16 protein-coding genes and 1 pseudogene are annotated in these 13,570 nt (G+C 40.8%); 12 read left to right on the top strand and 5 right to left on the bottom strand.

The genetic code is table 11. The features are described 5' to 3' along the window. Positions 1-330: 330 nt before the first annotated feature. Positions 331-642: a hypothetical protein gene (locus tag AAHH42_RS13760; protein ID WP_240313847.1), complete on the bottom strand. Its 312-nt coding sequence runs from the start codon at positions 640-642 to the stop codon at positions 331-333. On the opposite strand from AAHH42_RS13760, the gene envC reads away from it, so the two are divergent. Both envC and AAHH42_RS13770 read left to right on the top strand, forming a co-directional pair. Beyond that, complete coding sequence (gene envC, locus AAHH42_RS13765) at positions 548-1,879, top strand: murein hydrolase activator EnvC (protein WP_425286337.1); 1,332 nt, start codon at positions 548-550, stop codon at positions 1,877-1,879. The genes AAHH42_RS13760 and envC overlap by 95 nt on opposite strands. A 57-nt stretch (positions 1,880-1,936) precedes the next feature. Then, complete coding sequence (locus AAHH42_RS13770) at positions 1,937-2,869, top strand: divergent polysaccharide deacetylase family protein (protein WP_425286338.1); 933 nt, start codon at positions 1,937-1,939, stop codon at positions 2,867-2,869. A 364-nt stretch (positions 2,870-3,233) separates the two neighbouring features. Here the strand turns inward: AAHH42_RS13770 and AAHH42_RS13775 are convergent, their stop codons facing one another. Together AAHH42_RS13775 and crcB are read right to left on the bottom strand one after the other, a co-directional pair. Further along, positions 3,234-3,680, bottom strand: a complete 447-nt coding sequence (locus tag AAHH42_RS13775; RefSeq protein WP_342221378.1) for a hypothetical protein — start codon at positions 3,678-3,680, stop codon at positions 3,234-3,236. Between the two features lie 180 nt (positions 3,681-3,860). After that, the gene (crcB, locus tag AAHH42_RS13780; RefSeq protein WP_342221379.1) at positions 3,861-4,256 is read right to left on the bottom strand and encodes a fluoride efflux transporter CrcB; all 396 of its coding nucleotides are present in this window, start codon (positions 4,254-4,256) and stop codon (positions 3,861-3,863) included. A 170-nt stretch (positions 4,257-4,426) separates the two neighbouring features. On the opposite strand from crcB, the gene AAHH42_RS13785 reads away from it, so the two are divergent. The 4 genes from AAHH42_RS13785 to AAHH42_RS13800 all read left to right on the top strand — a co-directional run bounded on the left by AAHH42_RS13785 (position 4,427) and on the right by AAHH42_RS13800 (position 6,867). After that, positions 4,427-4,570: a hypothetical protein gene (locus AAHH42_RS13785; protein ID WP_342221380.1), complete on the top strand. Its 144-nt coding sequence runs from the start codon at positions 4,427-4,429 to the stop codon at positions 4,568-4,570. A 26-nt stretch (positions 4,571-4,596) separates the two neighbouring features. Further along, positions 4,597-5,310: a PrgH/EprH family type III secretion apparatus protein gene (locus AAHH42_RS13790; protein ID WP_425286301.1), complete on the top strand. Its 714-nt coding sequence runs from the start codon at positions 4,597-4,599 to the stop codon at positions 5,308-5,310. A gap of 236 nt (positions 5,311-5,546) precedes the next feature. Further along, the gene (locus AAHH42_RS13795) at positions 5,547-6,302 is read left to right on the top strand and encodes an EscJ/YscJ/HrcJ family type III secretion inner membrane ring protein (protein WP_425286339.1); all 756 of its coding nucleotides are present in this window, start codon (positions 5,547-5,549) and stop codon (positions 6,300-6,302) included. Then, the gene (locus AAHH42_RS13800) at positions 6,295-6,867 is read left to right on the top strand and encodes a type III secretion apparatus protein OrgA/MxiK (protein WP_119797279.1); all 573 of its coding nucleotides are present in this window, start codon (positions 6,295-6,297) and stop codon (positions 6,865-6,867) included. The genes AAHH42_RS13795 and AAHH42_RS13800 overlap by 8 nt, the downstream gene beginning before the upstream one ends. Positions 6,868-7,050: 183 nt before the next feature. On the opposite strand, the gene AAHH42_RS13805 is transcribed toward AAHH42_RS13800, so the two are convergent. Then, positions 7,051-7,344: a helix-turn-helix transcriptional regulator gene (locus AAHH42_RS13805; RefSeq protein WP_342221383.1), complete on the bottom strand. Its 294-nt coding sequence runs from the start codon at positions 7,342-7,344 to the stop codon at positions 7,051-7,053. Positions 7,345-7,438: 94 nt separating this feature from the next. Here AAHH42_RS13805 and AAHH42_RS13810 point away from each other — a divergent pair, with 94 nt between their 5' ends. The 6 genes and pseudogenes from AAHH42_RS13810 to AAHH42_RS13835 all read left to right on the top strand — a co-directional run. After that, on the top strand, positions 7,439-7,798 hold the full coding sequence (locus tag AAHH42_RS13810) for a hypothetical protein (protein WP_119797281.1): 360 nt from the start codon (positions 7,439-7,441) through the stop codon (positions 7,796-7,798). Between the two features lie 7 nt (positions 7,799-7,805). After that, positions 7,806-8,015 (top strand): hypothetical protein, encoded by a 210-nt coding sequence (locus AAHH42_RS13815; protein ID WP_119797282.1) that lies wholly within the window; start codon positions 7,806-7,808, stop codon positions 8,013-8,015. Next, positions 8,012-8,320 (top strand): phage filamentation protein Fil family protein, encoded by a 309-nt coding sequence (locus tag AAHH42_RS13820; RefSeq protein WP_119797283.1) that lies wholly within the window; start codon positions 8,012-8,014, stop codon positions 8,318-8,320. The genes AAHH42_RS13815 and AAHH42_RS13820 overlap by 4 nt, the downstream gene beginning before the upstream one ends. A gap of 126 nt (positions 8,321-8,446) precedes the next feature. Further along, on the top strand, positions 8,447-10,036 hold the full coding sequence (gene prfC, locus AAHH42_RS13825) for a peptide chain release factor 3 (RefSeq protein WP_342221384.1): 1,590 nt from the start codon (positions 8,447-8,449) through the stop codon (positions 10,034-10,036). A gap of 146 nt (positions 10,037-10,182) precedes the next feature. Next, positions 10,183-10,833 (top strand): molecular chaperone OsmY, encoded by a 651-nt coding sequence (gene osmY, locus AAHH42_RS13830; RefSeq protein WP_342221385.1) that lies wholly within the window; start codon positions 10,183-10,185, stop codon positions 10,831-10,833. Between the two features lie 180 nt (positions 10,834-11,013). Then, positions 11,014-11,799, top strand: a pseudogene (locus AAHH42_RS13835) (TatD family hydrolase); the annotation flags it as partial. Here the strand turns inward: AAHH42_RS13835 and AAHH42_RS13840 are convergent. After that, on the bottom strand, positions 11,783-13,561 hold the full coding sequence (locus AAHH42_RS13840) for a sulfatase-like hydrolase/transferase (RefSeq protein ID WP_342221386.1): 1,779 nt from the start codon (positions 13,559-13,561) through the stop codon (positions 11,783-11,785). The pseudogene AAHH42_RS13835 and the gene AAHH42_RS13840 overlap by 17 nt on opposite strands. Between the last annotated feature and the right edge of the window lie 9 nt (positions 13,562-13,570).

Here is a 13,570-nt window from a genome sequence, read left to right on the forward strand (position 1 = left end):
GAACCGTCGTTCGTTATGTGAAGTCAAAGCGCACACGTCAACCTCCGTTAACATACGAGTACATGAAGATTGCGAGTACCACGTAACGCCGAATTCACACCACGCAGCAGGCTATGCAAGAGGTCTAATATTTAAATCACAGAATTTAAGACCGCAGAGTATACCTGCGTGCTGTAGTAAATACAGCCAGTAAGCCAATGCAAATGCAAAAACTGAGAGGAAACTCGCCAAAATATGTTCCATTCGACAAAGTGTTACTTTGATGACTACCCTCTATCTGAAGCCTGTTCGAACTCTGTTGTATTCGCCGATACTGCTTCAAAAATGCACTCAACATGCGCCTTTACTGCCGTTATCGCATACAAAAAATCGCTGTGTTTGATAGGTTCCAGGCAATGTTGGCAGCAGAATATCTTGGATACCATTAAATCCTGTTAAACTTAGAGGAAATTGTTCAAACACCTGCAAAATAACGGGTAAACGGCTACTTATCATGGAATAATTTAGCATTATGATTAATAAGATATTATTTTCTTTATCAATAATTATGGAGCATGCAAGCGCCAAGGGAAATAAAGTACTTACTAAACAACAAGCTAACCGTTTTACACTATGTCTTTCCCTTATGTTCTGTGCTAGCATTTTTTACCTTAGCCTATTGCCAATAACTGGTCATACCGCTGATAAAACAATGCCTAATAAAACTATCGACAGTAAAAACCAACTGAAGACACTTCAACAAGGTATTGAAGAAAAAGAAAAAAGTGTTAAACAGCAAGAACAGCAGCGCAATACATTATTGGGGCGACTGAAACAACAAGAAAACAGCATCGCGCTAGTTAGCCGTACACTGCGTGAAACACAATCCACACTCAAACAACTCGATAAAAATATTGCTGATATCACGATATCCATCGATGACCTCAAAAATCAGCAAGCCACACAACAACATCTTCTTGCCAAACAGCTTAATACCGCCTTTAAGCAAGGGAAAAACAGTGGGTTACGGATAATATTAAACGGTGAAAAAAGTCAACGCAATGAACGCATTCTCGCCTATTTTAACTATATTAATCAAGCGCGAGAAACCTCAATTAGCAAACTACAACAAATTAGCACGAGTCTGAAAGAACAAAAAAGTAGTTTGCTACAAAAACAGAATCAACAAAGCGTCCTCTTAAATAAACAAAAGAACCAACAGCAAAAATTGGAGTACACCCGTACAGCACGTAAACAAACCCTAACGTCGTTGGAAGCCTCACTAAAAAAAGATCAACAAAGTTTGGCTGAGTTAAAATTAAATGAAAAGCGGTTACGCAATAAAATAGTCAAAGCTGAACGTAGAGCCAAGGCACGCGCTAAACGGGAAGAGCAAGAAGCTGCTCGAGTGCGAGCGCAAATAAAAACCAAAAAACAGCAGGCAGAGAAAAGCGGCAGCAAATATACACCCAGCGAAAGCGAGCGCTCGCTTATGGCAAGGACCGGTGGCCTTGGTCAACCCAATGGGCAAGCTATCTGGCCTGTGCATGGTCATTTATCCCACCGTTTTGGTGAAGCCTTGCAAGGAGAATTACGCTGGAAAGGTATGGTTATTGCCGCCGCCGAAGGCAGTGAAGTCAAAGCGATTGCTGATGGACGCGTCTTACTGGCAGATTGGCTGCAAGGCTACGGGCTGGTCGTGGTGGTTGAACACGGTAAAGGTGATATGAGTCTGTACGGTTATAATCAGAGTGCACTGGTCAATATTGGAGAACAGGTTAAAGCAGGGCAACCTGTCGCCTTGGTTGGCAACAGTGGTGGTCAGGGAACACCTTCGCTTTATTTCGAAATACGCCGCCAGGGACAAGCGGTTAATCCTCTACCCTGGTTAGGGCGATAAATGAACGCCCCTCGCGACAATTTTGCCGCAGATCGAACAACACGAGGGAAAAAGATATTGTGTTACTTCAACATGTCCTCATTGCTGTCGGTACTCTTGGTTATCGCCTACAGCACCCAAGCCGGTAAACTTTCCATCGTTATGGATGATTTTGGCTATCGTCCCGATAATGAAAATCAGATATTACAGCTGCCGATCGCCATTTCAATAGCCATTCTGCCTAATGCGCCTTATGCCAGAGAAATGGCAATTAAAGCCCATAATCAGGGGCGAGAAATTCTGATTCATCTGCCCATGGCACCCTTCAGCAAACAACGATTGGAACCTGATACCCTAAAGCCGGATATGGATCTTGAAGAAATTCAGCGTATTATCCGTAATGCATTGGCTAATGTGCCTTATGCTGTGGGAATAAATAATCATATGGGTAGTGCGATGACGGCCAGTTTATCCGCGATGCAAAAAGTGATGCGGATATTAGATCAGTATCCCTTGTATTTTCTCGATAGCCGGACCACGAGTAATAGTCAGGTTAGCCACGCTGCCATAGGTACCAGTGTCAAGGTACTCAAACGGCAGGTATTTCTTGATGATGTCATCAATCAGGCGGCTATTCGTCAACAATTTAACCATGCACTACAACTCGCCAACCGCCATGGTTCAGTCATCGCTATTGGTCATCCTCATCCCACGACTATCCATGTATTGCAAAAGATGCTACCGACATTACCTTCTGATATCGTTTTAGTCCCTCCCAGTATGTTATTAACACAACCATTACTTCATGAGACTAAAGCAGTGACAACAGTCAAGCGAGCACGAAACAGGATGAAAAACATCAGGCAGTGTAAGATAAAACCTCAACAGCCAAGCGAAAAAATTTATGCTGATCGAATGTTTATCGTACTCGCTGAAAGTTTGCGACAAAATCCAGCAATAATATTCGTGAAAAAACGTTGGCAACAATATAGATCTAGAAACATTCAGTAACATTGCGGGTTAGGTCTTCTTGGAAGAGTTATATCAAACTGTTCGTCATAAAGTACCCTTCTTTATTTCTCCCCATACTGGAAATATACCATTTTCAAATTAATAAATTAATGAAAGAATTAATAATAAATTATATGGAGTTACCTCAACATGCTGTGTTACATATTCTGATTCCGTCATCACCAGGTTAAAATTATTATATTTTTCAAATAATGACAAGTTAGGTTCTATCTCTTTTATAAATTGGGTATCTGTCGGAGATGTAAAAAGATATATACTTCTATCTAATTCATTATCATTCAATATATACTTTCAGATAAAATTTTATCAAGATAATCAACATGTTTCTGATTGATATTGCCCATCATTTTTTTCCAACGTGTTCCCAATAGGTTCCTGTTGCAACATAACTGCCAATATTAAATTGAGGTACTACTGAAATAATATTTTTTATCTTATGCTTTATACCATAATACAGCGTAATACTCCCTCCTTTAGAAGCACCTAGAATTGATACATGACAAGAGTCAAGAAGAATGATTACACTATCAATTAATTTACTGACACCTAACTCAATATCAAATCTCATATCATTACATAAGCAATAAGCGGGTAGCCCATTAAAATCATCTTTTATCCATAAAATATTAGAACGACAATGTGCCAAGGTATTCTGAAAATCATAAATCGTTGGATCAGGTATATTAAATCCAGACATAACAATCAAAAGGTGTTTACAATCATATTGAGCCGGAGAGAATTTATATTTCACTTGCACATTATTAGGTAATGTAAATACAGAACTGTCCATTTTATCATCTTTTTTAATTTAAACGTATAACGAAAAAAAATGATTAATAATTAAATAAATTTAATTACAAATATAGCTACACGATTTAATTTTGATTTCCTAACGGATACATTGAGGAATAAATCTATGGAGTGGCTCATATTTGAATACCAATCAAAATTAAATCGCGCAGCTATAACATTAGACTTTTTGCAAAACCGTAGCGAGCGCTTGCCACGAAACCATACCGAGTAACGTCATCAGCAGCGACCCAATAATATGAATAGCAATGACCCCCACCGCCCAAGCGACTCTTCCTTGCTGGATTAACACCACCACTTCAACAGAGAACATCGAAAAAGTAGAAAGCCCGCCGCAAAAACCTGTTACAATCAGTAAGCGCCATTCTGGAGCGATCCCCTGAGCCTGGGAAAAATAAGCGACCGCCACGCCAACGACATATCCTGCTATCAAATTAGCAACCAGGGTACCCAATGACACTGTCTGAAACAAACTATTGAGCTTCAATCCGAGATCCCAGCGTAAGAGTCCGCCAAGTGCTGAACCTAGTATAATGCTAACAATGGGTTTCCACATGGTACGTTCTCCTTTGTTTCGATGAAAAAATAAAACGAAAAATGATGGTTATCAGGATAATTCATAAGATTCTTATCAGGATGTGATAATCACCTTTTGTTAATCTCTTCTCATACTATTTACATGACCAGATTTCACACCAGGTTGCTAAAACAAAGTAATAAGCGATTATGCATAGAAAAATAAAAAAAGAAACCAGGATACCACAAGTCGTTATTCGCCTGTTTAATGGTTTGTTAAAAGGCTGTGGCAAGGAAAAAAAAGTAGTGGCACCATTAGAAAAAAATCTCATGCTATTCTTTGGTATGCTTTAAGCATATTCGCATTAATTTCAGCGTTGATGGTTGCTTATGTTCACTCCAGAGATACCAGGCAACAGCAAATCCGTGAACTTTCATCACTGCTTGGTGATAGCAGAGAACAATACCATATTTTTTACGGTCATGATGGTTGGATTTATATCCTGGCAAATAATGAAAAAAAAGCCGCATGGGTGCAGCAATATTTGATACAACTTCATTTTTCCAAGCCGGTGAAAGTGCTCAATATTCAAAACGAAGAAGAACGGATAGGATCATGGTTAGCTGAGAATTGGCCAACAGTGAAATATCATCGTGTCAGAATAGATACGCCTCGAGCACCGATAATACTAATCAGTGAAGAGCGTAATCAACTCAATAATGAAAAACGGGCACAGCTGATAAACAATTTAAATAAACAAATTCCTTATGCCAGTCAAAGTCAATTGCTGTCGATTAGTGATAAAGAAGTCTCTTATCAGGCTGAATCTGGAATTAAAAAAATGGCCGTTCCTTACACCTGCTATGATAATGGAGATAGTGTCACCTTTATTATTCAAGGCGCGCTGAATGATGAACAACTACAACAACTACGCAGGTTTGTCGCTCATTACATTCAGGCTTGGGGCGAACACTATGTGAAATTTTCCGTTGAATTAAAAGATGATTGGCTAAAAGGTGAATCATTTAAATACGGTAACCAAGGTTATATAAAGGTGACTCCTGGTTACTGGTACTTTCCTAAACCTTTATAAAAAAGATAAGGCTTTACCTGATTTTCCTTTTTGTGTTTCATCAGACTTCTTGCAAAACCGTCGTTCGTTATGCAAAGTTAAGGAGCCTGGAGCAGCAACCTTCGCTGACATGCGAATACATGAGGATTGCGAGCACCAGGTAACACCGAATTTGCAGCACACAGTTTGCAACACGTAGTAGGTTTTGCAAGAAGTCTATTATTTATTTACATCAAAATAGAAGAGTTATGACACCCATGATAAAGACAAAACGACTTATTATCCTTTCACTTATTTTGCTACTAGCAGCCTGTAAACAGCAAGATTTGCTTAAAGGATTGGATCAACAGCAAGCTAATGAAGTCTCCGCGCTATTACAGCGCAATAATATTGCATCCAATAAAATCGATGGTGTGAAAGAAGGCTATCGTATTACGGTAGATCCTGTCGATTTTGTGGCTGCTGTCGATCTAATGAAAGTTTATAATTTACCTTCTAAACCACGAATGGAAATTTCGCACATGTTTCCCAGCGATTCATTAATATCGTCGCCGCGAGAAGAAAAAGCGCGTTTATATTCAGGAATAGAACAACGGTTGGAACAATCATTACAAACAATGAATGGTATCGTTACCGCCCGGGTTCATGTTAGCTATGATTTGGATTCAGGTGAGGGCGGAAGAAAAGTAGTGCCGATACATATGACAACTTTGGTCACTTACGATCAAAGTGTCGACCCCAGTTTATTAATCGGAGATGTTAAACGTTTTTTGAAAAATAGCTTTCATGATGTTGACTATGACAATATTTCAGTAGTGTTATCAAAACGATCAGTCATTCAGCATCAAGCTCCTGTCAAGCTACAACAGAGTCAGGGTAATCAAAGCTGGATTTATATTGTTATTGTCCTGATTATGCTGATTGCAGCGTTGTTACTGGCCTGGAAAAAGCAATTATTACCGATAAAAATACAACCGATGAAAAATAAAAATAAGGAAAAGTCTGATGCTTAAGCTCACGACTATTGATCGGATATTATTCGACCCTGTATCGTATATTCATCACACCCGATTTCATTTGCCACTTTTTTTTAGTGGGAGTCGATCCCGTTCAGTACTGAATGACATGTTAATAAATCAATATAAATTGGATATTGAGCGACCGGTCATTGCCGATTTTAACCAACAATTGGTCAAGCATTGGTATATTTTACCACAGATTAGTTTTTTGATTGCCTGTCAGCGCCATCGCGCGTTGCTATCAAGGCGGGGAGTATTACAAAGTTTACCTTCCTGGGTACAGCAATTCGCAAAACTTGAGATTGCTGCTGCACTACCCTGTCAGGTAAATAAAAAAATTGATTTTATCCAACTGCTTGCTGATGGGGTCAGTGAACTCGGGATCGGGAGCAACGAGATACCACCAGCAATATCACAACGGATATCGCTTCTATTTCCCTCTACACTGACCATCACACCCAATATTAATAAAAACACTAATCCAAGATCATTACTTATTACTCTAGCCACACAACATGCCCAAAAGCACCCTTATGTTCTCGATTTTATCGGTGCATGACTAACTGTACTCTGCCTCCATCGCAAAAAAAAGAGGTGTGACAGAGATATTGATAAAGATCGCTCAATCACATTTAGAAAAAATTGAGCTTCTTTACATCTAACAGATATCAATATCAATCGAAATAATTCCTTTCGTAGCAAATACCGCCTTTTCCCCACATTCTCTTTATTTTTTCCGCAATCAACCAACCTTCTGGCTTTTTAGGAGATTGAATATATTTTCGTGCCCATCAGGGGAGAGCGCCGGATATATTTGCCCGGCTTCAGGTGCTGCATGATCTGTCATTAACCATAAAGTGTACTTCATGAAAATGGGATGTTGAGTAATTTTCGTTAGTGCTGTGCCACTCGGCTCAAATTTACCCATTTCATATTTATCTAATGTACTCAAAGGGATGCCAGTAAGTTTGCAAAACGTAGCCTTACTCATTTCCTCGGCTTTCCTTATTGCTTTGACTTTTTCGCTTAGTGTCATTGACATATATCCTATATAGGAGTTAACCTTCAACCAATACTCCATACAAGGAGAAATTATAAAGGATCTTCAATCCGTAGAGTAAGGATAACTCATGAAAGAAATGCAGCAAAATAAACTAAGGGAAAACAAGGGAATTTCAGTGGAAAAATTAAAAAGGGAGATAATTCCATTGAAGAAAAATATAAATTTACGCCCATCGATAAATGAAGCCATGGAGTTGGCACTATCTTACCTAATAACGAATAATATAAAGCCTAGTATGACGCTGAATGAATATGCAAAATTTTCCGGTATGTCATTACGTCAAGTTCAAAGTGACGCCGAACGTCGTTACCTTCCATTATTAAAACCAGCAGTCAGCAATCGTCGCGAATTAAAACGCGTTAATATGGTTGCGCTCTATGCCATCCCTTTTATCGAAGGTTTTGACGTAATGGGAATGGAGGCTTAAAAAAATAATGATACATAGTCTGACTACACTAAGCCGCCATTCTCACCAATACCGTGAATTCGTCATTATTCGCCATCCGAAAACGGTAACCAACCTGGTGAATCGTTATCATTTGTGGTTTAACAACCACTCGTTTGGCAAAGTAGATACATTGGAACAGGCAACAAAGCATATCGATTGGCTTCATCAGATGAAGGAGGAGGAAAGTTTACGATGAATTATAGCAACGCATTACTCATCCTGGTCGCCATTATTCTCGTGGTAGTCTCACTTAACCCACCAAGAAAAAAAGCGAAGAAAAAGGAGATGACAAAAGGTTGGCAACAGTTTCTGCAACATGAAGCAGAAATAAAAATGGCAGTAGAACAGCGCGCACAACGGGGCTGGCTAGAAACACCTGACGCGCGCCATTTCCAACCTAAAACCCACGCAGTACCATTTATTAAGGGATACAGTAGACCTTTTATTGTCAAACCAAGATCAAAACGTTGCTGGTACCAGCGTTTATTGACGTTCCATTAATGGCATCAAATCTACCCTGATCCCATTTTTTGAATTCATCTTTAGAAAATGGGGTTACTGTATCCGGTAGTGTCATTTGCGGTACACTACGAAATCAACCGCATATACATTAGAAGATTTTAATCAATGTCAAATACTGCAATCCAACAACACATTTCTCGCCGAAGAACTTTCGCTATCATCTCACACCCCGATGCAGGAAAAACTACCATCACTGAAAAGGTATTGCTGTTTGGACAAGCGATTCAGACCGCAGGTACGGTAAAAGGGCGGGGTTCTAGCCATCATGCCAAATCTGACTGGATGGAAATGGAAAAACAGCGCGGTATTTCGATCACCACCTCAGTGATGCAGTTTCCCTATCGTGACTGTTTGCTGAATTTGCTCGATACACCTGGGCATGGAGATTTTTCCGAAGATACTTACCGTACGCTAACTGCTGTCGATTGTTGTTTGATGGTGATCGATGCAGCCAAAGGGGTTGAAGATCGTACCCGTAAATTGATGGAAGTGACTCGATTGCGCAATACGCCAATTTTAACTTTTATGAATAAGTTAGATCGGGATACCCGAGACACTATGGAAGTGTTGGATGAAGTTGAACAGGAACTGAATATTGCCTGTGCACCCATTACTTGGCCCATTGGCTGCGGTAAGTTATTTAAAGGCGTTTATCACCTCTATAAGGATGAGGTTTATCTGTATCAGAGAGGTCAAGGTCATACCATTCAGCAAGTACACCTTGTCAAAGGGTTATATAATACAGAATTAGATACAGCAGTGGGAGCCGATCTATCAGATCAGTTACGTGCAGAAGTAAAACTCGTGTGGGGAGCATCACACAGATTTTCTCACACTGATTTTTTGTCAGGCGATCTGACACCGGTATTCTTTGGCACAGCTTTGGGCAATTTTGGCGTCGATCATATGTTAGATGGACTGACCACTTGGGCGCCTACACCCATGCCACGTCAAACCAATGTACGGCAAGTCGTCGCCACGGAAGAAAAATTTACCGGTTTTATATTCAAAATTCAGGCCAATATGGATCCCAAACATCGAGATCGGGTGGCTTTTATGCGCATCGTTTCCGGTCGTTATAAAAAAGGGATAACACTACGCCAGGTGCGCACCAAAAAAGAAGTGGTGATTTCCGAAGCACTGACCTTTATGGCAGGTGATCGCACCCAGGTTGAAGAAGCATTCGCAGGTGACATCATTGGGCTACATAATCACGGCACTATCCAGATTGGTGATACCTTTACTCAGGGTGAAGAAATGAAATTTACCGGTATTCCGAATTTTGCCCCTGAACTGTTTCGCCGTATCCGCCTACGTGATCCACTTAAGCAAAAGCAACTGTTGAAAGGCCTAGTTCAGCTTTCGGAAGAGGGCGCAGTACAAATATTCCGCCCCATTACCAATAACGATCTGATTGTCGGCGCAGTGGGGCTACTGCAATTTGATGTGGTCGCTGCACGGCTGAAAAGTGAATACAAAGTTCAAGCGGTGTACGAATCAATCAATGTTTCTACTGCTCGTTGGGTAGAGTGCAACGATATGAAAAAGTTTGCAGAATTTAAACATAAGAACGAACAGAATCTAGCCTGGGATGGGGGGAATAATCTCAGTTATATCGCACCCACAATGGTCAATCTTAACCTCACACAAAAACGTTATCCCGAAGTAATATTCCACGAAACACGTGAACATTAACAATAGCGATCAACTTTGGCAGCATTATTTTGGTTATAGTCTATATTGTTTATTGAAATATTTTGTTACGGCCTTGCTCTAGAGTGCTGGGGTTCGTTTTGAGGATCCAAAATTTTATGGATTCGTGATAACAAAGGAAGAGATCGATGAAGAATACAAAATTTATTCATTCGCTGATAGCTGTGGCTGCTTTAGGTACATTGTCGCTGAGTAGTGGAACTCTTGCTGAAGGATCCATCGGTAGTCAAGTATCAAACACGATGGAAAACACCGGTGCAAAAATAGATAACTCGCTCAAAAAAGTGGATGATTCGCTCAAAAAAATCGATAACGCTGCCACGGAGGACAGCAGTGGCATTGCCATGAAAGTTAAAAAAGCGTTGCTTGAGGATGAAAGCTTGAAGCAGGGTGGTAATATCTCGGTCGCAACCAAAGACGGCGTGGTTACTCTCAGTGGCTCAGTTCATAACCTCGCTCAGTCTGAAAAGGCAATGGCAGTGGCAGCTAAAGTCATGGGTGTTAAGTCGGTCAATAATAAGCTAGAGGTAGTAAAAGAAAATACCGCTCAATCCATCAGTGCGTATACAGATGATGCAACCATCACCAGTAAAGTGAAAGCAAAATTGCTGACGACTGGTGGCGTGCCTTCGCATGATATCAAAGTTGTTACCACTGGCGGTGTTGTACAACTTACCGGTGATGTAGAAAATGCAGAGCAATCTAAAAATGCAGAGAAAGTTGCCAAAGAGACTGACGGCGTGAATAAAGTCATTAACGATATAAAGGTCAAACACTGATAGATTTTTTGCAAAACTTACATACGTGTTTGTAAATACGTGCTGCGAAATTCTGAGTTACCTAGTGCTCGCCTGTACCGCGCAGTTACTGCGCGCCAGGCACCTTGACTTCGCAGCACTCACTACGGTTTTGCAAGGAATCTACTATTTTCACCGACCAGCTTAAATAAATAAAATTACATGCCATCTTATTTTATCGACACCCATTGTCATTTTGATTTCTCCCCTTTTAGCGGTACCGAAGTTGATAGCTTGGCTGCTGCACATCAAGCACAGGTTAAACAACTGATTGTTCCCGCCGTGGCGGCGCGTTATTTCGATCGTGTACTCGCGCTAGCGCGTGATTATCCCGCACTGTTTGCTGCTTTAGGGTTGCATCCGCTTTATCTAAACCCACATCAGGATGCAGAATTGACAGTGTTAGCTGATCGACTAGCGACAATGCCAGAAAAGTTAGTGGCAGTGGGTGAAATTGGTTTAGATTTATACCAAGACAATGCGCTATCTGTAAGACAACAGCTTAAAATGCTACAAGCACAGTTGATGCTAGCAAAGCAATATGATCTTCCCGTGATATTACATTCACGCCGCTCACATGATCAATTAGCAGCATTATTACGTAAAATAGCATTACCGCGCACCGGTGTAATACATGGATTTGCCGGTAGTTTGGCACAGGCGCGGACTTTTATCCGGCTAGGTTATTATATCGGCGTCGGAGGGATCATCAGCTATCAACGCGCGAAAAAAACGCGGCAAGTAATGGCAGAGCTCCCCCTGAACGTATTATTATTAGAAACAGATGCCCCGTACATGCCATTGTCTGGTTTCCAAGGACAGGCGAATCGACCAGAGAGAATAACCGATGTTTTTGCTGCATTGTGTCGGCTAAGACCAGAGTCACCACAACATATCGCTCAGCAACTTCATGCCAACAGTCAACGTTTATTTAATTTACCGCCGCTTTATCAATCGACGGCTTTACATAATCAGTCAGCGATGCCATCAGTGCTCCCAGTGAAGGAGGGGTTTTGCCGCTGCTAATCGGATCCAAATGTGGATTTAAGGTTTCTGTCGTCCCATCAAGATAAAACACCTTGATGATATCCCTGGAGATAAAGGCTATGCATTCCCCATACGCAGTGGCAACCATCCATTCAGAGTTTGGAATGGGTTCAAATAACGAGTGACCGCTGCTGTAGTTATCTGTCTTCCCTTGAGCATGTAAAAATTCCTTGAGTAGCGTGGCAGAAATATCATAGTGCAGGGTCTTTGCTAACACCTGCTGTTTGTCTTTGCCCGGCCAATGGATCACTAACGGTACCTGAAGTTGAGTACGACTAAAATTACTGCCATGCCCCCAATAATTCTTTTTATTATCATTAAACTCTTGACCGTGATCAGCGGTAATGATCACTATGGTGTTATCCAGTAACTTCCTGTTTTTTAAATGGGTCAAGACGTTGCCGATTAAACCATCGATATTGTACAGTGCCGAGCGGTAAAGATTATGTACTTCCACCGATGAAGCATTGGGAGTCAACTTCAATACATCCAAAGCCGTCCAGGAGGGCTGAAAATGCGGTGTACTATTTTCGGGTAGACTATAACCGTGAGCAGCATCATAAAATAGCAGACCAAAGAAAGGTTTACGGTCATCTAGATGGTTAATAAAGTCTTTAGTGATTTGTACATCACGCAACCACGGGGTATCACCGGGCGTATAACGACGCAGATGATCAATACCGAGGAATAGCCCATTTCTAAACACCGGTGAGGTTAAGGCCGCTGATCCATAAACAAGAAATTGATAATTCAGCTCTGCAAGCCGCTGTAATAACAACGGGCGTACCCCCTCTTTAACAAACAGTGAAGAATAAATTTCGGGCAAACCATAGAACAGCGAAAACATACCCGGAGGTGTGCCATTCCCTCCCGACCAGTGATTTTTATACACCCGTGAGTTATCGGCAAAAGCCGCCACATTCGGAGTAGTTATCATATTCATATCATCGGCACGCCAGGCATCTATCACCACAAACAGCAAATTTAGTGGCTGTGCCGTCGCATAATTGATCGGATGACGTGGATAATTAGCTGTCGAATTATTAATTTGTTGTCTTAGTTGCTGAAAATCGAAAGCCGAAGCATCATTACCGGTACGATGAACCGGGATCCATAACAGCGGAAAGGATTTACGCAACGCATCGTTATTGCCTTTATTATTAAAAATGAAACTGGTGATCAAAGCTGTTCCTATTAACAACAATAACACCAGCGTAATCTTTTTAGCCACACTGCTCTCCATCAACAACAATCCCCATAATAGAATCAGTTGTAAAACAATCAATCCGATAAAATAGAGAGCAAAACGTAACATCACGCTAATATCAAAATTGACACCACCAGAAAAAAATAAGCGCAATACATTGATCGATAGATGGAAACGATATTGGCTGTAAACCAACGCATCGGTATAAAACAGTATTGTTAGCAAAGCAACAAACAACACAATGACTATACGCGCGCTTTTTTGGCAAAAAAAGTGATTAATCACGACCATCGGTGGCAAAATTATCAAATTAAGCTGTATTATCAAAAACAGGTGATATTTAAATGCCCACAGATTGTTAAGATCGACAAAAGACAACCCACTTATCACACCGGTAATGCCAATCGCGTTCAGTAACGCAAATAAAAAGCAATGCGACAGTTTTTTGTTACTCATTTAACATTA

This window comes from Candidatus Fukatsuia endosymbiont of Tuberolachnus salignus (assembly GCF_964030845.1).
Lineage (GTDB): Bacteria > Pseudomonadota > Gammaproteobacteria > Enterobacterales > Enterobacteriaceae > Fukatsuia > Fukatsuia symbiotica.